This window comes from Humibacter albus DSM 18994, from assembly GCF_000421825.1.
In the GTDB taxonomy this organism is placed as follows: domain Bacteria; phylum Actinomycetota; class Actinomycetes; order Actinomycetales; family Microbacteriaceae; genus Humibacter; species Humibacter albus.
On sequence record NZ_ATXT01000014.1, the window covers coordinates 162,952 to 183,756 of the forward strand.

Genomic DNA, 20,805 nt, shown 5'->3' on the forward strand with positions numbered 1-20,805 from the left:
GCGCCGGGGCGCCCGGCGCCGTAACAGAGCGTCAACCACCGCATCGAGCGCGGTTCGACCGTCACGAGTTGGTCGTCAGGGCCTGCAGCAGCGCCTCGCCGTCCGGAACTCCGAGACCGGTGCAGGCGTCCCAGCCGGCGTGCGCCCGATAGGCGCCGTTGTCGCCGCTGACGATGTCGCGGAACCCGGGTGCCGTCGCGCCATCCGAGGCGCCGGGGTAGACCCGCAGCGGCAGGAGGCCGAGCGGTTTGCCGGTCGCTTGCACGAGGCGTGCCGCCAGTGCCGCCCAGAGCGGTGCGACCGCGCTCGTGCCGCCGATCACGGTGTCGGTGCCGTCGACACGCACCCGGTATCCCGTCTCCGGGTCGGCGTTGCCCGCCACATCCGGCACGCCACGCCCCGTGCCGCCGGAGGCGGACGGCGGAACGCCGACGTTCCGCTGCCACGACGGCGTGCCGAAGGAGTCGCTCACGCCGCCGCCGGTGGCGCCACGGCCGGAGCCGTCGTTCCACACCACTTCGCTTTGCACCTCACCGGTGGCGGCGTTCGCCTTCAGACTCGTGCCCCCGCAGGCGAGGAGGTGCGGGCTCGAAGCCGGGAAGTCCACGTGCGCCGCACCGTCATCCACGCGGTCGGAGCTGCCGTCGTCTCCCGCCGCGGCCGTCACCGTGACGCCGAGTGCTGCGGCATCGACGAGGGCGTCGTCGAAGGCAGAACGGGCCTGCGCGGTCCACGCGTCCTCGCTCTGTCCCCAGCTGATGCTGAGGGCGTCGGGTGTCGGGCTGGCGTGCGCGGCCTGCGTGATGGCATCCACGAATCCCGCGTCGGTGTTCGGGGCGAAGTACACGAGGAGGTGTGCGGCGGGCGCCAGCGCCCCGATCACCTCGATGTCGAGCAGCACTTCGCCGTCGGCGCCGTTCGGATCGCCGCCCGGCTGATTGGATGCCCCGTCCACGCCGACAGCCGAGACCTGCGGCGTGCTCAATCCCAGCGAGGAGAAGTACGTGTCGAGATCCGGCTGGTCGAATCCGCCGCCGAGCTCGACGATCGCCACGGTGCGGCCGGCGCCGGGAGCCGCGCCGCCGGGTGCTGCGGGGAAGCGGTAGATCTCGCCGACCTCGACCGGAGAGTAGCTGACCGCAGCGGCCGCGGCCGGCATCGCCACGAAGTGCGCTGTGGCCTGAGGGCGGTCGTCGAGGCCGAGCACCGCGACCACGCGCTCGTGCAGCTCATCGGGCAGCCGGATGGGCCCGGTGCGTTGCCGGAAGCGCACCTCGGCACCGTCGGGCGGCGTGTGCGTCGCGCTCTGCAGGCTCGTGCCGAACAGCTCGCGCACCACGGCGGCGCTCGCGCGGATGCGAACGCGCCGTTCGCCGGGATCCACGCTCAGCACCTCGGCTCCCGCGGCTTCCGCCTCGGCCGTCACGGCCCGCACATCGTCCGGATCGGCGCCGTAACGTCGCACGAACTCGTCTCGCGGGATCGGGTTCAGCAGCACCTCGTGCGGCACCGGCTCGCGCCGTCGCAGCACGAGGGTCGCCTCGATCTGCTCGTCGTCGGGCACCGGGGCGGTCGCCGGAGCGAACTCCTCGCGGTGGCTTCCCGGCAACTCGTGCGATGCGCTCTGCTTCTCGCTCATGTCTCAGGCGTACCACCGGCGCCCGACACGGGCGACGTGCGTGACCGTGCAGCTGGTCAACCGCGGTGCGCCGGACCTAACACCTCTGCGAGGCGTCGGCGTGTACGGCGCCGTGCTGTGTGACTGCACGGGCCGACTGCGGTGCGCCGGCCAGGGGACGGCGCACGAGACAACTCAAATCCACCCGATCGTTCCGATACCGGTCGTGAAGTTCGGCAGCCACATGTGCATCTGCCAGTACGAGAACGGGATCTGCATGCCCGTCCAGATCGGGTAGAAGAAGACACTGACGCCGGTGATGATCACGAGGAACACGACGAGCGTGCTGAGTCCGCGCACCCGGTCGTACGACTCGTCGGTGGGCCTGCCGACGATGAGCGCGAACACCGCCGCGAGCGCGAGGTACAGGTACGGGGCGAACGCGATCGAGTAGAACGTGAAGATGGTGCGGCCGGTGTAGAGCATCCAGGGCAGATAGCCGGCGGCGAGCCCCATCAGGATCATGCCGTGACGCCAGTCTCGGTAGCGGATCAGCCGGTAGATCAGGTAGATCACTGCCGCCGTGCCCGCCCACCAGATGATCGGATTGCCGAGGTCGGTGATGGCCGACGCGCATCCGCCGCTCGAGGTGCAGCCGCCCGAGCCGTCGTTCGTGCCGAGGTAGTACATGCTCGTCGGACGCAGCTGCAGCAGCCAGGTCAGCGGGTTCGACTGGTACGGGTGCGGCGTGTGCAGGTTGATCGAGTACCCGTACATCTCGCTCTGGTAGTGCCACAGGTTCTGCGCCCAGTCCGGCACCCACGACAGCGCCCCGGTCCAGTGCGCGCCCGGTGTGGTCTGCACCCAGTTCCGGTAGTAGCCGCCCGGGTTCAGCAGCCAGCCGGCCCAGGTTCCCACGTAGACGACGAACGCCACCGGCACCATGAGCACGAAGGCGACGATGCCGCCCTTCAGGATGCCCGCCTCCGGCCAGTCGGAGACGCCCGCCCGCCTGCGCGCCAGCACGTCCACCAGCACCACGTACACCGCGAAGAACGCGAGAAAGTAGAAGCCGGTCCATTTCACGCCCGCGTCGAGCCCGAGCAGGATGCCTGCGGCGAGCAGCCACGGACGCCACCACATCCAGGGTCCCCAGCCGAGTGTGCGGCCTTGCTCGACGCGGGCCGCCACCCACGCGGCGAGCCGTTTCTCGTGCCAGGAGCGGTCCAGCAGCAGGCATCCGAAGGCGAGCAGCGCGAGGAACATCACGGAGTCGTCCAGGATGGCCACCCGGCTCATCACGATGGCGTTGCCATCGATCGCCATGATGAATCCGGCGACCGACGCGATCAGCGTGGAGCGGAACATCCGCTTCGCGATCAGCATCAGCAGCACCACGGCGAGGATGCCGACCACCGCGGTCGAGATGCGCCAGCCCACCGCGTTCTGCGCGCCGAAGATCGCCAGGCCGACCGCCATCATCCACTTGCCGAACGGGGGATGCGCGACGAACTCCGGATCGTTCGTGTACGAGTTCACGTCGCCGTCGGCGAAGGCCTGGTCGATGTTCGCCGGCCACGCCGCCTCCCAGCCCTTGTGCAGAAGGGTCCAGGCGTCTTTGACGTAGAACGTCTCGTCGAAGATGAGCGAGTGCGGATCGCCGAGCGCCCAGAGCCGCGCGACGATGGCGACGAGTGTGACGAAGGCGGGGAGCCCCCAGTTGTAGAGCCGCAGCTTCGCCGGCGTGTTCACGGTGCGCGCGAACCAGCGGTCGAGGCGGGAGCCGCGCGGCTCGTCGAACCCGTCCGGCTCGTCGAACCCGTCCGGCTCGTCGGCGTCGCGGGGCGCATCGGCGCTCGCGGCCGTCGATCCGGGGGCAGTCACGACGGCAATGCTATGACTGAACACGTGATCATCCTCGCGGCGACGCCTATCGGCAATCTGGGCGACGCCTCCCGTCGGCTCGTGGACGCGCTCGAGAACGCCGAGGCGGTGGCCGCCGAAGACACCAGGGTCGCGCAGCGACTGCTGAAGGGCCTCGGGGTCGACAACCGGCCGCGCCTGATCGCGCTGCACGACCACAACGAGCGCGAGCGTTCCGCGGATCTCGTGGAGTTCGCGCGCGAGGGCGATCTGCTCGTGCTCTCGGATGCCGGCATGCCGACCGTCTCGGATCCGGGCTATCACCTGGTGACGGCGGCGATCGAGCAGGGCGTCGAGGTGACCGTCATCCCCGGGCCGAGTGCCGTTCTGACGGCGCTCGCCGTCTCCGGACTGCCGACGGACCGGTTCACGTTCGAAGGGTTCCTGCCGCGCAAGGCGGGGGAGAAGGCATCCGCTCTGGCGTCGCTGGCCGACGAGCGGCGCACCATGGTGTTCTTCGAGTCGCCGAACCGGCTCGCCGAGTCGTTGAAGGCGATCGCGCACGCGTTCGGCGCGCGCCGCGTCGCCGTCTGCCGGGAGTTGACGAAACTGCACGAGGAGGTGCGCCGCGGTATCGCCGAGGAGCTCGTGGAGTGGGCGGAGGGCGCTCGGGGCGAGATCGTCATCGTGGTCGCCGGCGCACCGGCGCGCGTGGTCGATCTGGAGACCGCCGTGCAGGAGGTGCTGTTGCTCACTGCGACCGAGAGCCTGAAGGATGCCTGCGCCTCCGTCGCCGCCCGCACCGGCCTCTCGCGCCGGACCCTCTACGAGGCCGCGCTCCGCGCGCGGGCCTAGGCCGTCCGCCCCGCCCGGCATCCGGTGCTGTTGCCGGCACCCGGGAACCGTCGGTGCAGTGTGCGTGGAACCCGTGGGTGTGGGCTGTCGAGAGCTCGCTGGGGAGCCCGCCGGGGGAGAATGGGACGATGACCGAACCCCGCGGAGCGCTGCTGGTCGGCAGCGTCAACTACGACGACGCCGAGACGACGATGCGCACGGCCGCGCAGCTGATGGGACCGCTGTTGAAGCGCATCCCGGACGGCGAGCCCGGCCGCCGCTTCCACTGGATCATGTTCCAGCCCGACGTGCTGGGACAGGCGGTGGGCATCGAGCGCGTGGGCGAGCATCCGGTGCCGCTGCGCATGCTCGACGCCCGTCCGCTTCGCGTCGCCGACGGAGTCGACCCCGCGTCGATCGAGTTCCCGCCGCTGGGCTATGCGGCGGCAGCCGTCGAGTCGTATGAGATCTTCCGCCGTCTTCGCGATGAAGGCCACATCCGGCCGGGGACACGGTTCCAGGTGTCGCTGCCCACGCCGCTCGCGGTGGTCGGCGCGTTCTTCCCGCCCGAGCAGCGCGCGGCCATCGAGCCCGTGTACCGGCGGGCGATGTATCGGGAGCTCGACGCGATCCTGGATGCCATCCCGCACGACGATCTCGCCATTCAGTGGGACAACGCGGTCGAGTTCGGCATCATCGAGGACATCGCGCATCGGGGCGGCCACGGCGCGGAATCCTGGTGGGGCGACGACGTGTGGGCCGGACTGACGCAGCGGTCGGCGGACCAGGCATCCCGTGTGCCCGAGGACGTCGAGGTCGGGTTCCACCTCTGCTACGGCGATGTGGCCGAGAAGCACTTCATCGAGCCGGCCGACGCGGGCAACCTCGTGCGCTTCGCGAACATGGTGACGGATGCCGCCACCCGGCCGATCACGTGGATCCACCTGCCCGTGCCCATCGAGCGCGACGACGACGCGTACTTCGCGCCGCTCGACGGCCTCCGGCTGCACGAGGACACCGAGCTGTACCTGGGGCTCGTGCACCGCGAGGACGGCCCGGATGGCGCGCGCCGCCGTATCGCCACGGCCCTCCGGCACGCGCCGGCGTTCGGAGTGGCGACCGAATGCGGCATCGGGCGGGCGCCGGAGGGGACGACGGACGGCATCCTGCGCACGCACGCGGAGGTCGCCGCCGCCTGGTGACCGCACTCGGGATGCCGGGTCGTCGCTCGGGATGCGGTGCGGGATGCGGGTCGCGCGCCGTCGTCGACATGACGGATCGCGCTCTTCCGACCGAAAACATGGCAGATGGGCATGTTTTGAGGCGGACGTCATGTCGGGCCGGAGCGGACCGGGCCGGACCGGCTCGGACCGGATGGCGACGGCGTCAATCGGACGGGTAGGTGACCTGCCCGTCGACTCCGACGTGAGCGCCCGGCGTGAGCGTGGCCGGGTCGATCCGGGGTCCGTCGGCTGAGCCCATGAGGTGACGCACGTCTTCCCCGGCCGCGAGCAGGTGGTCGGCGATGATGCGGCGGTGGCAGCGCCACCACACGGCTTCGGAGCACATCACGGCGACCTGCTCGGCACCCTCGGACCGCAGCCGTCGCAGGGCGTCGCTGAAAGCATCCGAGAGCGCGTAGTCCGCGTAGTTGTGGAAGCTGCGGTTGCGCCAGAGCGCGTTCACCTCGAACGGGATGGTCTTCGAGACGGGCCGCAGTCCGCCGAGCGCGGCCTCGTGCCGGTATCGGATGCCGGCGTCCGCCAAGGCGGGCTCCAGCGCCTCCTCGTCGAACTGCGGATTGCTGCGCGAACCGGGCAGCTTGCGCACGTCGACGAGCAGGGTCACGCGCGCTTCGGCCAGCAGAGCGAGGAAGGCCCCGATCGTGCGGTCGGAGTGCCCGACCGTGAAGAACCTGTTCGTCACCCGTCGCCGTCGATCAGGTGCAGCGCCGACCCCTTGTGCGCTGCGATGTGGTCGGTCTTGTCGCTGGCGATCTCGTACTGCGGGTCCGAGACGCTCGCACGGTGGGTGTGACCCTTGTAGTCGAAGTCCGCGGTGTGCACCGCGATGATGCGGCCCGACACCTGCCCCGCCTCGGAGTTCCAGCCCACGTGGTCGCCGATCGTGAAGCGCTGCGTCATGATGCCTCCCTCTGCGGTCGCGGCGAGGTCGCCTGGCGCGATGGCCCGGCCGCACCGGTTGCGATCGCCCCAGTGCACGAATGCCGTCGGCCGCGTCTCCAGACTAGGATCCGCGACCGACGGTGGGGCGTTTCGGAGGCCGCTACCGCGCCGCCAGCGACCACGTCCAGGAGTAGGTGCCCGGCCCGACGATGAACTCCGGCAGAGGCTCCGGTCCGACCGAGGCGGTGCCGAGCCCGCGCTGCACGAGGTCGGCGCGCACGATCGTCGTCTCGCGACGAGGCAGTTCCCACGAATGGGCCGTCTGCTCGAGATCGGCCACGCTGTGGTGGGACGCGGTGAAGAGCACGGCCTGCTCGAAGCGCAGCGTCACGGTACTTTCGCCGTCGGTGAGCTCCGCCTCAGTGACACCGGTTCGCGCACCGTTCTCCTGGGGTCGGACGTATGGCGTCTGCAGCTCGTCGACGGAGGCCTCCCATCGTCCGATCAGGCCGGACGAGCGTCGGTCGGGATACGTCTCGTGCGGCCCGTCCCCGAGCCACGACACCCGCTCGAAGCCGGGCACGAGCGCGAACTCGACGCCGATGCGCGGAACATCCGTGAGGCTCTCGGGCACCACCACCGTCTCTTCGAACACGAGAGACGATCCGGATGCCCTCACCTTCTGCTCGTGCTCGATGACGGCGCCGCTCGTGGTCGCGTACTGCGCGCGCACGATCGTCGTTCCGCCCGAGGCGGTGCCGTCGTCGCGGCGCTCGACGCTGACCACTCGGCGCTCGGGATCGCGCAGGCCCGTGGCTTCCAGTCTCTGCTGCCCGAGGAATCCCTTGTCGTTGTCAGTCAGTGCCCGCCAGAACTGGAGGCGCGGGGCCGACGCGAGCAGCGGGTGGCCGAGGAGTCCGTCGTCGCTGATGGTCGCCGTGGCCCCGACCCAGAGCGCTTCACGCGGCTCGCCCTCGGTTCGCTGCGGCAGCGGGAGGCCACCCGCGACCTCGGAGTCCTCGCGCACCCGCAGTTCCAGCACGGCGAGCTCGGTCCCGGCCGGCGCCCACGCCGCGTCGCGGGCGGTGCTCACCCTCAGCCGCAGCGACAGGGCGTGCGCCGAACCGAGCTCGCGCACGAGCACCTCGGGCAGCGCGACCGCCGCGGTCTCACCCGCGTCGGCGACGGCATCCAGGCGAACCTGCTCGCTCGCACCGCCATCTGCGTGGGCGACCGAGGCGTCGATGACGATGTCGTCCAGGGAGGCGAAACTCTGGCGGTTCAGCAACTCCAGACGACCCGCGAGCGCGGCCGGGGCGTCCGACGCGATCTCCACGGGCGAGAACACCCGTCGCACCTCCCAGACGGCGGGGTGCGGCGACCCGTCGGGGAACAGCAGGCCGTCGATGCAGAAGCTGCCATCGTTCACGGCGTGACCGAAGTCGCCGCCGTAGCGGTAGTGTCCGTCGTCATCCGGATCGAGGCCGTGGTCCTTCATCTCCCAGATGAATCCGCCCTGCAGGCCCGGTGTGGAGCGGATCGCCTTCCAATAGTCGTCGAACGACCCGTTCGAGTTGCCCATCGCGTGGCTGTACTCGCTCATGATCAGGGGGCGGTCGGCACCCGGGTTCTGCGCATACGCGACGATCGCCTCGATCGCCGGATACATCGGGGAGACGACGTCGGTCTGGCGGTGGCCGCCGAACCAGTCGCGCACGATGGCGCCCTCGTAGTGAACGGGCCGGGTCGGATCGTAGCCGCGCACCCAGCCGGCGGCGGCGTCGTGGTTCACGCCGGTGCCGGTCTCGTTGCCGAGCGAGAACATGATGATGCTCGCGTGATTCTTGTCGCGCAGCACCATGCGCGAGACCCGATCGACGAACTGGCCGAGGTATCGCGGATCGTCGCAGAGCGACCAGGCCCAGTCGTGGCCCTCCAGGTCGGCCTCGTCGATCACATAGAAGCCGTACTCGTCGGCGAGATCGTAGAACGCGGGCTCGTTCGGGTAGTGCGACGTGCGGATCGCGTTGAACCCCCAGCGCTTGAGATTCGCCAGCTCGCCGGCGGTCTGCTCCCGCGAGACCGTGCGGCCCGTGCGCGGGTCGGCCTCGTGCCGGTTGACCCCCTGCACCATGATGCGCCGGCCGTTCACGAGAAGGTCGCGGCCGACGATCTCCACGCGGCGGAAGCCCACGCGATGCTCGGCGACGTCGAGCACGCTGCCCGCGGCATCCACCAGCTCGACCCGCACCGTGTGCAGCACGGGAAGCTCGGCGCTCCACGGCGCGACCCGCGGAACCGGGATGCTCGTGGTCGCACGCCCGTCCGGCTCCGGCTGCATGAAGGCGGTCGCCGTGTCGGCCAGGAACTGCACCTCCGGCTCCATCGTCACGTGCGCCGCGTTGTAGGTGTGCAGCGTGAACGGATTCAGCCCGACGGGGATCCGGGCGATCAGCTCTGTCGGCTGTGCTTCCTCGTCGTCGACCATGATGCGGGTCGACACGGATGCCGTCGCCTGCGCGGTGCGCTCGCTCGCGGTGCGCTCGCTCGCGGTGCCCTCGCTCGCGGTGCTCGGGTGGTCGCCTCGCGTCAGCGTGACGCGCACGCCGAGTCCGGGCGGCGCGATGCCGTCGGGGGAGCCGATCTCCACGACCGCGTCCAGGCGCCCGTCACCCGTCTTCGGATCGAAGTCGGCGACCGTGCGCACGTCGCGCAGGTGCACGGCGGGAGTCGAGTAGAGCCGCACGCTGCGGATGATCCCGCCGTGCCACCACTGGTCCTGGTCTTCGATGAAACTGGCGTCACTCCACTTGACGACGGTCAGCTCCAGCTCGTTGTCGCCGGCGTGCACGACGGATGTGACGTCGAACTCGGCGGCGAGCCGGCTTCCCTTGCTCACGCCGAGCTCCGTGCCGTTCACCTGCACGTGCAGAACGCTCTCGGCGGCACCGACGTGCAGCACGACGCGCCGCCCCGCCCACTCAGCGGGCACAGTGAACGTGCGCCGGTACACGCCAGTGGGGTTCGCGTCGGGAACGACCGGTGGCGGCGTGGGGAACGGCATCGTGATGTTCGTGTACTGCGGTAGGTCGTCGGTGCCCTGCATCGTCCAGGCGCCGGGAACGCGGATGCCGCGCCAGCCCTCGTCGCCGCCGGTCACCTCGCGCTCGTCGCGCGCGAACGCTTGCTCGGGAGTTCCGAACAGGGCGAAGTCCCACGTGCCGTCGAGGTCGATCACGTTCTCGGGCAGCGTCCCGTCGACATTCGACGTGCGGCCGAGCGCGTGCATCGGCTCGCGTGCGATGGAGGAGAGTTCGGGATGGCGCCATGCGGCGAGCGCACCGTGCGATGACACAGTCGTGTTCCTTTCGGCTGGGCCCGTGGCTTCGGATCGCGAAGCGGGTCCTGGGGGAGCGGGGTCGGGTTTCAGGGGATGTGCGGAGTCGGCCGGTCGCCATGCGCCGGCCGACTCCGTCGTACGGGTCGTGGTTTCAGGCTACTTTCCGGTGACCTTGAAGCCCTGCTTGTTCCCGTAGCTGACGATCGCCTTCTGCCAGGCCTGCAGGCCCGGGTTGAGCGACGTGTTGTTGCTGTACGACGCACTCATGGCATCCGAGTACACCGAGTTCGCGTACTGCTGGTACGGCAGGTACTGCCAGCCGGAGAGCACGCTGTCCGAGGCATCCGCCAGCACCTTGTTGATCTTCTGACCGCCGAAGTACGCCGGCGCGTCGGAGAGCCAGGCCGAGGCGGAGAGGTCGCTCTTGGTCGACGGGAAACCGCCCTGCTCGCGGAAGATCCGCGTCGAGGTGGTGTTGGCGCACAGCCACTTGAGGAACCCCGCCGCCAGGGTCTGGTTCTTGCCCTGCTTCAGCACGGCGTGCGAGCTCCCGCCGTTGGCGGCGTTGGCGGGCGTCCCGTCGTATGTGGGGATCGGCGCGACGCGCCACTGACCGGATGCCTGCGCCACCGACGTCTCCAGAATTCCGGGCATCCACGATCCGGTCACCACGCTGGCGATCTCGCCGTTGCCGAGCTGGGCGTACCAGGCGTCGGTCCACGCGGTGGTCTGATTGAGGAGCTTGCCCTCGACGAGCTGATCCCACGTCGAGGTCCATTTCTTGGTGCCGGAGTCCTGCAGGTCGACGGTCACGGTGGTGCCGTCGACCTTGAACGGGCGGCCGCCTGCCTGCCAGATCATGCTGGTGGTGAAGCCGGGGTCGCCGGCGTCGTTGAGCAGGTAGAGCTTCGGGTTCGCGGCGTGCAGCTTCTTGGCCGCGGCGACGAACTCGTCCCAGGTGGTAGGAACGGAGATGCCGTACTTGTCGTAGACGGTCTTGTTGTAGAAGTACGCCATGGGGCCGTAGTCCTGTGGCAGGCCGTAGAGCCCGCCGTTCACGTTCACCGAGTCCCAGGTGCCGTTCGCGTAGAGCTTCTTCAGCGAGCCGAAACCGAAGTCGCTGAGCTCGACGAGGGACTTGGCGAGCACGAACTGGGGCAGGGCGAAGTATTCGATCTGGGCGACGTCGGGAGCGCCGGAGCCGGCCTTGATGGCGTTCGACAGCTTCGTGTACTGGGTGCCGCCGCTGCCGACGTTGCGCAGCTTGACCTTCACCTTCGGGTACGCCTTCTCGAAGGCGGCGAGCTGCTTCTTGGCCTGGGGCGTCCATGTCCACCAGGTGATGGAGCCGCCCTTCTTCATCGCCTTCTCGATGTCGTCGTCGCTGGCCGCGCTGCCTCCGGAACCACCGGAGCACGCGGCGAGCATGGTCGTGGCTGCGGCAGCGGCGCCGAGGCCGAGAAAACCGCGCCGAGTGAAGGCGGCGCCGGTCGATTCGGATGCCATGGGTGTGTTTCCTTTCGCTGTTATACGGGGATTGCGGGCACGACGCCCTGGGGAGATCGATGTCGAGGGACTCACTGTTTGACGCTTCCGGTGGCCAGGCCCGACTGCCAGAACCGCTGCAGGAAAAGGAAGATGATCACGACCGGGATGATCGTCAGCAGCGAGCCGGTGATCACCAGGTTGTAGATGGGGACCGCGCTCGCGCCGGTTCCCTGCTGACTCCAGTTGCTGAGTCCGACGGTGAGCGGGTACCACTTCGGGTCGGAGAGCATGATCAGTGGCAGGAAGTAGTTGTTCCAGGTCGCGACGATGGCGAACAGCAGCACGGTGACGATTCCCGGGGCGAGCAGGCGCGAGGAGATCGTGAAGAAGGTGCGGAACTCGCCCGACCCGTCGACGCGCGCCGCTTCGAGGAGCTCGGTGGGCACGGCCTCGATGGCGTAGGTCCAGATGAGGTAGAACCCGAACGGGCTGATCAACGACGGCAGGATGATCGCCCACGGCGTGTTCGTCAGGCCGAGGCTGCTGAACAGCAGGAACGTCGGAACGGCCAGCGCGGTGCCCGGCACGGCGATGGCGCCGATGACGACGGCGAACACGGCGCGGCGGCCGGGGAACTTGAACTTCGCCATGCCGTATCCGGCGATGGTGGCGAGCAGGGTCGCGCCGCCAGCGCCGACGACCACGTAGAGGAGCGTGTTGCCGAACCAACGGAGGAAGATGCCGTCGTCGTAGGTGAGCGTGGTCCAGATGTTCGTGAACAGGGAGAACGGACCGGAGAACCACAGGCCGAATGACGCGAAAAGGCTCGCCTGCGTCTTGGACGCGTTGATGATCAGCCACAGCAGCGGCACGATGGTGTAGATCACGAGGATGACCATCACGATGGTCAGGCCCACCGAGTGCCGGCGACGGCGTCGGGGGCGACCGTGCACGGCCACGACGTGGGAATGCTGTGCGGCGCGGGAGGGGCGACGGCTGGTCACGGTGGTCATCAGCGGTTCTCCTGTCGGGTTCCTCGGACCTGCACGACGTAGGCGATCACAGCGGTGATGACGCCCATCACGATGGCGACGGCGGCGGCGTAGTTGAACTGCTGCCCGGCGAACGAGAGGTTGTAGGCGTACATGTTGGGCGTGAAGTACGTGCTCACCGCGTTCGGTGCCAGCCCCTGCAGCAGCTGCGGCTCGTTGAAGAGCTGGAAGCTGCCGATGACGGAGAACATGGTCGCGATGACGATGGCGCCGCGGATGCCCGGGATCTTGATGCTGAAGATGGTGCGCCACGAGCCGGCGCCGTCTATCTCCGCAGCCTCGTAGAGCTCGGCCGGGATCACCTTCAGCGCCGAGTAGAAGATGAGCATGTTGTAGCCCATGAACTCCCAGACGACGATGTTGCCGATCGACACGAGGATCCAGCGCAGCGTCAGCGGCTGCAGCACCTGGCTGCCGAGGAAGTCGTTGATGTTGGCGGCGAGGCCGAACTGGGTGCCGTACATGAAGCCCCAGATCAGGGCGGCGACGACGCCGGGCACCGCGTACGGCAGGAACAGCATGATGCGGTAGAACCCGACGGCGTAGAGCCGGAGGCTGTCCAGCGCCAGCGCCGCGATCAACGACAGGATCAGCATGATCGGCACCTGGATGACGAGGAAGATCGCGACCCGCCACATGCCGGACCAGAACTTGGCGTCGGAGAGCACGTCCAGGTAGTTCTGAAGGCCGACGAAGGAGTTGCCGCCGACCAGCTGATCTCGGAACAGGCTCAAGTAGATCGCGTACACGATCGGAACGACCGTCATCGCGAGGAACACGAGGGCGAAGGGCGCGATGAATGCCCAGCCCTTCCAATCGCGGCGATCGCGCCTCAGCGTTCCAGGAGTGCCGGCACGGCGCCGTACGGACATCGTTGTCATGGAGTCGGACCTTCGTCGTCGGAGGTGATGTTGACGTCAACATCGGACGGGCGTCACAGTAGCATGTTGACGTCAACATGTGCGAGCGTTCATGGCGAACCGTGATCGCACCGTGAGGAGGTGCGCGTGGGCACGCGCAGCGTTCGAGTCAGAGAGCCCTCGATGAACGACGTCGCCCGGCACGCCGGGGTGTCGTCGCAGACGGTGTCTCGCGTGGCCAACGGTCTCGACAACGTGGGCGAGTCCACGAAGGAGCGCGTGCTGGCATCCATGCGCGAGCTCGGCTACCGGCCGAACAGCGCGGCGCGGGCGTTGCGCTCGGGACGCTTCCGCGACATCGGTGTGGCGATGTTCACGCTGTCGTCGTACGGCAACATGCGCATGCTCGACGCGATCACGCAGGCTGCGTCGGAACTCGGCTACTCACTCACGCTCGATCTCATGCGGGAGCCGACGCAGCGAGCCGTCAGCGGTGCCGTGACTCGGCTGCTCGACCAGGGCGTCGACGGCATCGTGATGATGATCGAGGCGGAGCTCACCGACAGTGCGATGGCCGAGCTGCCCGCCGGGCTCCCGGTGGTGGTGAACACGTCGACCGCGAGAACGGACTACCCCGTGGTGGATGGCGACCAGGCGGCGGCCGGGCGGCTCGCGACAGAGCATTTGCTCGATCTCGGTCATCGAACGGTGTGGCACGTTCCCGGGCCGGTCAGCTCGTATTCGGCGATGCGACGCCGGGACGCCTGGGCCGCCACACTGAGGGCGGCGGGACGTGAGGTCCCCGAGGTGCTGCAGGGCGACTGGACTGCGGAGTCCGGATACCGCGTCGGGCTCTCGATCGCCGAACGGGACGACATCACAGCGATCTTCGCGTCGAACGATCAGATGGCGCTCGGACTGATGCGCGCGCTGCACGAAGCAGGCAAGGACGTTCCCGGAGACGTCAGCATTGTGGGATGCGACGACACCACGGAAAGTGCGTCGTACTGGCCGCCGCTGACCACGGTGCACCAGGACTTCGAGGAGCAGGGGCGGCAGGCGGTGCACGCCGTGGTCGCCGAAATCGAGAATGGGCCCGTGACGCCTGCGCGCATACTCGCGCCGGTATGGCTGGTCGAGCGGTCCAGTACGGGGAGGCCACGCGCCTAGCGCACTCGAGCCGTACGACTCGCGTTTTGTCGACTCCCTGTGCGTTTTTTTGCGACTTCGTGATCGTTCACGGGCAGGAAGTGCGCGGGCGCGTTCGCGGAAGGAATCGTGTCCGCCTTGTTATCCCGGCCCGGCTTGTGCTCGAATATGGTCGAGATTGTGCGATTCTGCACACACCCTCTGCACGTTACAAAGGAGTCAACATGCAAGAGCTCAACCAGGGCGCGGGCTTCGACCGCCGCACGCTGCTGAAGGGCGTGGGAGTCGGGGCGCTCGGACTGGGCGCCGTTCCGCTTCTGGCCGCCTGCACAGGGACGTCGTCCGGAGGATCCGACTCCGGCTCGAAGTCCCTCAGCTTCGGTTCGAACGCCTCCGACCCGGTGCCGAAGAAGGCGTATGCCGCCTTCGTCTCGGCCTACAAGAAGAAGTCCGGCGACAAGGTGAGCGTCAACACCGTCGACCACAACTCGTTCCAGAACAAGATCAACAACTACCTGCAGGGCAGTCCCGACGACGCGTTCACCTGGTTCGCCGGCTACCGCATGCAGTACTACGCGAAGAAGGGCCTGGTCGCCGACGTCGACGACGTGTGGGACAAGATCGGCGACAACTTCTCGTCAGCGCTCAAGAAGGCATCCACCGGTGAGGACGGCAAGCAGTACTTCGTGCCGAACTACAACTATCCGTGGGGCTTCTTCTACCGCAAGTCGTTCTGGCAGGAGAAGGGCTACCAGGTTCCGGAGACCCTCGACGACCTCGAGTCGCTGTGCAAGAAGATGCAGGCCGACGGGATCATTCCGATCGAGTTCGCCGACAAGGACGCCTGGCCGGCCTGCGGCACGTTCGACTACATCAACATGCGCACCAACGGGTACCAGTTCCACGTCGACCTGTGCGCGCACAAGGAGTCGTGGAACTCCAAGAAGGTGCAGAACGTCTTCGACACCTGGAAGATCCTGCTGCCCTATCAGGACCCCGACGCGCTGGGCCTCACCTGGCAGGACGCTGCGCAGAAGCTCGGCGACAAGAAGTCCGGCATGATGCTGCTCGGCTCGTTCATCACGCAGCAGTTCACGGATGCCACGGTGCTGGCAGACATCGACTTCTTCCCGTTCCCGTCCATCGCGGTCGAGGGCAGAGACGCGGTCGAGGCGCCGATCGACGGTCTCATGCTCTCCAAGCGTGGGGGCGACAACCAAGCCGCCCGCGAGATGCTGCAGTTCATGGGCACCGGCAAGGGCCAGGAGGCGTACTACTCCGTCGACAAGTCGAACATCATGACGGCGAAGGATGCCGACACTTCCGACTACAGCGCGTTCACCAAGAAGCTGGCCGGCGTCATCGCCGACGCGAAGTACATCAGCCAGTTCTTCGACCGCGACGCGTTGCCCGCCATGGCATCCAACGTGCTCGAGCCGGCGATGCAGACGTTCATCAAGAACGGCAGCATCGACCTCGCCAACATCGAGTCGCAGGCGAAGACGCTGTACGCGGCCGAGTGACCGCGGGAGTATTCGTCTCATGACGGTCACGTCTGCTCGCACGCAGAAGACGACCGCTTCCGGGCAGGGAGAGCTCCCCGCCCGGAAGCGGCGCCGGCTGCGTCAATTCACTCGCAGGGACGTCGTGGTGCTCTCGATCATGGTGGGCATCCCCACCCTGATCCAGCTCTGCCTCGTCTGGCTCCCCACCCTGTTCTCGATCGGCCTGTCGTTCGTGCGCTGGAACGGCCTCGACTTCAGCGATATGAAGTGGGCGGGCTGGGGCAACTATCAGTATGTCTTCCAGGACTACACGCAGTTCTGGCCGGCAGTGCTGCACAACATCATCTGGTTGCTGTTCCTGGGTGTCATCGGCACGCCGCTCGGCCTTCTGCTTGCGGTGCTGCTCGACCAGGCCATCCGCGGCACCCGCATCTACCAGAGCATCTTCTTCGCTCCCGTGATGCTGTCGCTCGCGCTGATCGGCATCATCTGGCAGCTGTTCTATTCGCAGGACAACGGTCTGCTGAACTTCTTGCTCGGCACGGCGGGCAAACCGAATGCGATCGACTGGCTGGGCAATCCGAGCGTCAATCTGTGGGCGGCGATGGTCGCCGCCACCTGGCGGCACGCCGGCTACGTCATGATCCTGTATCTGGCCGGCCTGAAGAGCGTTGACCCCGGCCTGAGGGAGGCCGCGTCACTCGACGGCGCGAACTCCTGGCAGTCGTTCTTCAGCGTCGTGTTTCCGGCGATGAAGCCGACCAACATCATCATCGTGGTCATCACGATCATCGAGTCGCTCCGCGCGTTCGACATCGTGTACGTCATCAACAAGGGGACCAACGGCCTCGAGCTGCTCAGCGTGCTGGTCATCCAGAACCTCATCGGCGAGGGACAGGTGATCGGGGTCGGATCGGCGCTCGCCGTGGTGCTGCTGGTCATCTCGCTGGTGCCGATCGTGTTCTATCTCGCGCGCACGTTCCGAAGGGAGGCGTGATGAGCGCCACCACGACATCCGTGCGCATTCCGCCGCACGAGGCGACGCCGGATCGCCGGCACAAGAAGAGGCACTGGCCCACCATCGTCTTCGTCACGGTGATGGCGATCATGTGGCTGCTGCCCCTGGTGTGGGCGCTCTATACGTCGTTGCGGCCGAAAGCCGATACCGATAAGTACGGGTACTTCTCGATCGGCGGACACTTCAACTTCCAGAACTTCATCGACGCCTGGACGCAGGGCGGGTTCCCGATCTACTTCTGGAACTCGGTGATGATCACGGTGCCGGCCGTCATCCTCACGCTGTTCTTCGCCTCGATGATGGCGTTCGCCGTCTCGCGATACAGCTGGAAGTTCAACATCACGCTGCTGATCATGTTCACCGCGGGCAACCTGCTGCCGCCCCAGGTGCTGGCCGCGCCGCTGTTCGAGCTGTTCAAGCACACGGCGCTGCCGTACTGGCTGAGTGACTCCGGCACGCTGCTGAACACCTACGTGAGCGTCATCGCGGCGAACACGGCCTTCCAGATCGGCTTCTGCACGTTCGTGCTCTCGAACTTCATGAAGGCGATTCCGCACGAGCTCACCGAAGCGGCGCGGGTCGACGGTGCGAGCGTGTGGCGGCAGTACTGGAACGTCATCCTCCCGCTGACCAAGCCGGCGTTGGCCGCCCTGGGCACGCTCGAGGTGATCTTCATCTACAACGACTACTTCTGGCCGTTGATCTTCATTCAATCGGGCGACCGGCTGCCGGTCACGACGGCGATCAACAACCTGCAGGGGCAGTTCCTGTCGAACTACAACCTGCTGGCCGCGGGTGCCATCATCACCGTCGTCCCGACGCTTATCATCTATCTCGTGCTGCAGCGTCAGTTCGTCGCCGGCCTGACGCTGGGCGCCAACAAGGGATGACCCGATGATGCTCGCCGCCGCGCGCCAGAGCGCGATAGTCGCCCGCGCCCGGGAACGGGGCACGGTGCGGGTCACCGAGCTCGCCGCGCAGTTCGCGGTGAGTGAGATGACCGTGCGGCGCGACATCGATGTGCTGGTGACCAGCGGCCTGCTCGAGCGGGTGCACGGTGGTGCGACTCTGCCGGGCGGGGGGCTCAGCACCGATGAGCCGGGCTTCGAGTCCAAGGTCGTGCTCCAGGAACCGGAGAAGCTCGCGATCGCGCGGGAGGCGGCATCCCTCGTGCGCGCGGGCAGCGCGATCGGGATCAGCGCCGGCACCACCACGTGGCGGCTCGCGTCACTGCTCGCGGAATCGCCGCTGGACTGCACGGTGGTGACGAACTCGGTGCAGGTGGCGAGCGTGTTCTATCAGCGGGCGCGGCGACGGGCGTGGCACGTCATCCTCACCGGCGGACAGCGCACGCCGTCTGATGCGCTCGTGGGGCCGATCGCCATCTCGGCGCTGCGCCAGCTGCACCTGGACTACCTGTTCCTCGGCGTGCACGGCATGGACGAGCACGAAGGATTCACCACGCCGAACATGCTGGAAGCGGAGGCGGACCGCGCGTTCGTCGCGGCGGCCCGGCGGGTCGTCGTGCTGGCCGACCACACCAAGTGGGGCACTGTCGGCATGTCGACCATTGCGGAATTGGACGAGGCCGCTGTCGTGATCAGCGACGACGGCCTGGGCCCGCACGCCCGTGAAGTGCTCAGCGCCCGTGCGGGCGAGTTGCGCATCGTCTCCGACGACCGGAGCCGACCCCGTTCAGAAGGGATCTCGTGATCGACAGCCTCCATCTCCGCTCCGGCGGAGTCAGCCTCCTGCTCCAGCTCATCGACGGCGACGTGCGCGTGGTGCACTGGGGCGCCGACCTCGGGGAGCAGGTGGGCGACCTCGCTGCGTTCGGCGGATCGGTGCCGAACTCGTCGTTCGACAGCCCGCTCCCGGCCTCGCTCATCCCGCAGGCGGCGCGCGCCTGGCGCGGCGTCCCGGGGCTTTCCGGCGACCGAGGTGCACTGGCGTTCTCACCGCGACTGACGGTGCAGGAGGCATCCCTCGATGAGGTGCCGGGCGGTGGACTCGGGTCGAGGGCGACGCTGGTGCTGACGGACGAGGCATCCGGGCTGCGGGTCGATGCGGTTCTGACGCTGGATGCCACGGGCCTGCTTCTCGTGAACCAGACGGTCACGAACACCGGCGGCGACGACTACCGCGTTCACGCTCTGGACGTGTCGCTTCCGGTGCCGTCGCAGGCGACGGAAGCCCTGGACCTCACAGGACGCTGGGCGCGGGAGAAGCATCCGCAGCGTCGACGCATCGAGCAGGGCGCGTGGGTGCGCAGTGCTCGGCACGCGCGCACAGGACACGACTCCACGCTCGTCATCGCGGCCGGGACTCCGGCGTTCTCCTGGCGCTCGGGCGAGGTCTGGGCGATGCACCTGGGCTGGAGCGGCGACCACACCAGCCGGGTGGAGCAGGTGGGCACCGGCCAGAGGGTGCTCGCGGTCGGCGAGCTGCTGCACTCCGGCGAGCTGACGCTCGCGCCGGGGGAGAGTTACCGCGCCCCGACCGCGTACGCCGCGTACTCCGCCAGGGGCCTGGACGGCGTGAGCGCGCGGTTTCACTCGTACCTGCGGGCGCGGGACGGGCATCCGTCGACGCCGCGTCCCGTCGTGCTCAACACGTGGGAGGCCGTCTACTTCAACCACGATCTCGGTGTTCTGACCGAGCTGGCGGATGCCGCGGCCGACCTCGGCGTCGAGCGGTTCGTCCTCGACGACGGCTGGTTCCTCGGCCGCAGGGACGACACACGGGGACTCGGCGACTGGTTCGTCGATCCCGACGTCTGGCCGCAGGGCCTCACGCCTCTCGTGGAGCACGTGAAGAGCCGAGGGATGCAGTTCGGACTCTGGGTCGAGCCGGAGATGATCAACGAGGACTCACGCCTCGCGCGCGAGCACCCGGACTGGGTCGCGCGGCCGAACGGGGCCGACGGTCGCACCTCGCTGGCGTGGCGCAGCCAGCAGGTGCTCGATCTGGTGAACCCGGATGCCTGGGCCTTCATCCACGAGCGGCTCGACTCTCTGCTGACCGAGTACCCGATCGACTACCTCAAGTGGGATCAGAACCGCGACCAGCTCGAGCTCGGGCACGACGGGCGGGCGTCGGTGCACGAGCAGACGCTCGCCGTGTACCGTCTGCTCGACACGCTGCGGGCCGAGCATCCCCGCGTGGAGATCGAGAGCTGTTCCTCGGGTGGTGCGCGCGTGGATCTCGGGATCCTGGAGCGCACCGACCGGGTGTGGGCATCCGATACGAACGACGCGCTGGAGCGGCAGACGATTCAGCGCTGGACTGGCCTGGTGCTGCCGCCCGAGCTGGTCGGCGCGCACGTGGGCCCGGCGACCTCGCACACCACGGGACGCACCCACGACCTCTCGTTCCGCGTCGCGACGGCGCTGTTCGGGCACTTCGGCATGGAGTGGGACGTACGAACGCTGACGGATGCCGAGCGGACCGAACTGCGTGCCGCGATCGCGTTCTACAAGCAGAATCGGCCGCTGTTGCACGGCGGAGAAGCGGTGCGCATCGACCGGTCCGACGAGAAGGACACCGCGTACGGCGTCGTCGCGCCGGACTCCTCGCGCGCTCTGTTCGTGTACGCCACCCTCGCGAGCTCGCCGTACGAGGCACCCGCGCGTCTGCGCTTCGACGGGATCGACCCCGATCGCGTGTACCGCGTCTCGCTCGGGCTGTCGCTCGATCCGCACGCGGTGGCGCACCGCGGCCTGCCGGCCTGGCTGAGGGCTGGCGCCTCATCCGATGCGCCGACCGACGGTGCCGCACCGGGCACGACCGCGTCCGGCGCAGGCGTCGTCCTGACCGGTCGCGTGCTGCGGGAGGTGGGCCTTCCGATGCCGGGCCTGCACCCCGAGCACGCGATCGTGGTGGAGCTGACCGCGGTCGGCTGACGCCCGTCGCGGCTGCGCCGCGTGACGTCGGCCTCGGCGTCGCCGTCGGC

16 protein-coding genes are annotated in these 20,805 nt (G+C 68.2%); 8 read left to right on the plus strand and 8 right to left on the minus strand.

The genetic code is table 11. The features are described from left to right. Positions 1 to 61: 61 nt before the first annotated feature. Positions 62 to 1,639 carry a S53 family peptidase gene (locus H623_RS0108230; protein ID WP_022900464.1) on the minus strand — a complete coding sequence of 526 codons (1,578 nt, stop codon included), beginning with the start codon at positions 1,637 to 1,639 and terminating at the stop codon, positions 62 to 64. A gap of 174 nt (positions 1,640 to 1,813) precedes the next feature. Further along, positions 1,814 to 3,502: a dolichyl-phosphate-mannose--protein mannosyltransferase gene (locus H623_RS0108235; protein ID WP_022900465.1), complete on the minus strand. Its 1,689-nt coding sequence runs from the start codon at positions 3,500 to 3,502 to the stop codon at positions 1,814 to 1,816. Between the two features lie 24 nt (positions 3,503 to 3,526). Between H623_RS0108235 and rsmI the strand changes: the two genes are divergently transcribed. Continuing rightward, a complete protein-coding gene (gene rsmI, locus H623_RS0108240) occupies positions 3,527 to 4,336 on the plus strand; it encodes a 16S rRNA (cytidine(1402)-2'-O)-methyltransferase (RefSeq protein ID WP_026940104.1) in 810 nt (269 codons plus the stop codon). Between the two features lie 128 nt (positions 4,337 to 4,464). Further along, on the plus strand, positions 4,465 to 5,517 hold the full coding sequence (locus tag H623_RS0108245; protein WP_022900467.1) for a hypothetical protein: 1,053 nt from the start codon (positions 4,465 to 4,467) through the stop codon (positions 5,515 to 5,517). Between the two features lie 184 nt (positions 5,518 to 5,701). On the opposite strand, the gene H623_RS0108250 is transcribed toward H623_RS0108245, so the two are convergent. The 6 genes from H623_RS0108250 to H623_RS0108275 form a co-directional block, all read right to left on the minus strand. Then, the gene (locus tag H623_RS0108250) at positions 5,702 to 6,241 is read right to left on the minus strand and encodes a DUF488 domain-containing protein (protein ID WP_022900468.1); all 540 of its coding nucleotides are present in this window, start codon (positions 6,239 to 6,241) and stop codon (positions 5,702 to 5,704) included. Further along, positions 6,238 to 6,459 carry a hypervirulence associated TUDOR domain-containing protein gene (locus H623_RS0108255; protein ID WP_026940105.1) on the minus strand — a complete coding sequence of 74 codons (222 nt, stop codon included), beginning with the start codon at positions 6,457 to 6,459 and terminating at the stop codon, positions 6,238 to 6,240. Before H623_RS0108255 ends, H623_RS0108250 begins: the two co-directional genes overlap by 4 nt. 142 nt (positions 6,460 to 6,601) lie before the next feature. Continuing rightward, the gene (locus tag H623_RS0108260; RefSeq protein WP_022900470.1) at positions 6,602 to 9,796 is read right to left on the minus strand and encodes a glycoside hydrolase family 2; all 3,195 of its coding nucleotides are present in this window, start codon (positions 9,794 to 9,796) and stop codon (positions 6,602 to 6,604) included. A 141-nt stretch (positions 9,797 to 9,937) separates the two neighbouring features. Beyond that, on the minus strand, positions 9,938 to 11,287 hold the full coding sequence (locus H623_RS18655) for an ABC transporter substrate-binding protein (RefSeq protein ID WP_022900471.1): 1,350 nt from the start codon (positions 11,285 to 11,287) through the stop codon (positions 9,938 to 9,940). Between the two features lie 71 nt (positions 11,288 to 11,358). Next, positions 11,359 to 12,282 (minus strand): carbohydrate ABC transporter permease, encoded by a 924-nt coding sequence (locus H623_RS0108270; protein ID WP_022900472.1) that lies wholly within the window; start codon positions 12,280 to 12,282, stop codon positions 11,359 to 11,361. Beyond that, the gene (locus H623_RS0108275; protein WP_022900473.1) at positions 12,282 to 13,202 is read right to left on the minus strand and encodes a carbohydrate ABC transporter permease; all 921 of its coding nucleotides are present in this window, start codon (positions 13,200 to 13,202) and stop codon (positions 12,282 to 12,284) included. Before H623_RS0108275 ends, H623_RS0108270 begins: the two co-directional genes overlap by 1 nt. Positions 13,203 to 13,364: 162 nt before the next feature. Here H623_RS0108275 and H623_RS0108280 point away from each other — a divergent pair, with 162 nt between their 5' ends. From H623_RS0108280 to H623_RS0108305, 6 genes are all read left to right on the plus strand, one after another. Next, a complete protein-coding gene (locus H623_RS0108280) occupies positions 13,365 to 14,351 on the plus strand; it encodes a LacI family DNA-binding transcriptional regulator (protein ID WP_022900474.1) in 987 nt (328 codons plus the stop codon). Between the two features lie 203 nt (positions 14,352 to 14,554). Next, on the plus strand, positions 14,555 to 15,853 hold the full coding sequence (locus H623_RS0108285; protein WP_022900475.1) for an ABC transporter substrate-binding protein: 1,299 nt from the start codon (positions 14,555 to 14,557) through the stop codon (positions 15,851 to 15,853). A gap of 19 nt (positions 15,854 to 15,872) precedes the next feature. Then, positions 15,873 to 16,832: a carbohydrate ABC transporter permease gene (locus tag H623_RS0108290; RefSeq protein WP_022900476.1), complete on the plus strand. Its 960-nt coding sequence runs from the start codon at positions 15,873 to 15,875 to the stop codon at positions 16,830 to 16,832. Next, on the plus strand, positions 16,832 to 17,743 hold the full coding sequence (locus H623_RS0108295; RefSeq protein ID WP_022900477.1) for a carbohydrate ABC transporter permease: 912 nt from the start codon (positions 16,832 to 16,834) through the stop codon (positions 17,741 to 17,743). The genes H623_RS0108290 and H623_RS0108295 overlap by 1 nt, the downstream gene beginning before the upstream one ends. Before the next feature lie 7 nt (positions 17,744 to 17,750). Further along, on the plus strand, positions 17,751 to 18,566 hold the full coding sequence (locus H623_RS0108300) for a DeoR/GlpR family DNA-binding transcription regulator (RefSeq protein WP_026940111.1): 816 nt from the start codon (positions 17,751 to 17,753) through the stop codon (positions 18,564 to 18,566). After that, positions 18,566 to 20,755 carry an alpha-galactosidase gene (locus tag H623_RS0108305; protein WP_026940112.1) on the plus strand — a complete coding sequence of 730 codons (2,190 nt, stop codon included), beginning with the start codon at positions 18,566 to 18,568 and terminating at the stop codon, positions 20,753 to 20,755. The genes H623_RS0108300 and H623_RS0108305 overlap by 1 nt, the downstream gene beginning before the upstream one ends. Positions 20,756 to 20,805 lie beyond the last annotated feature (50 nt).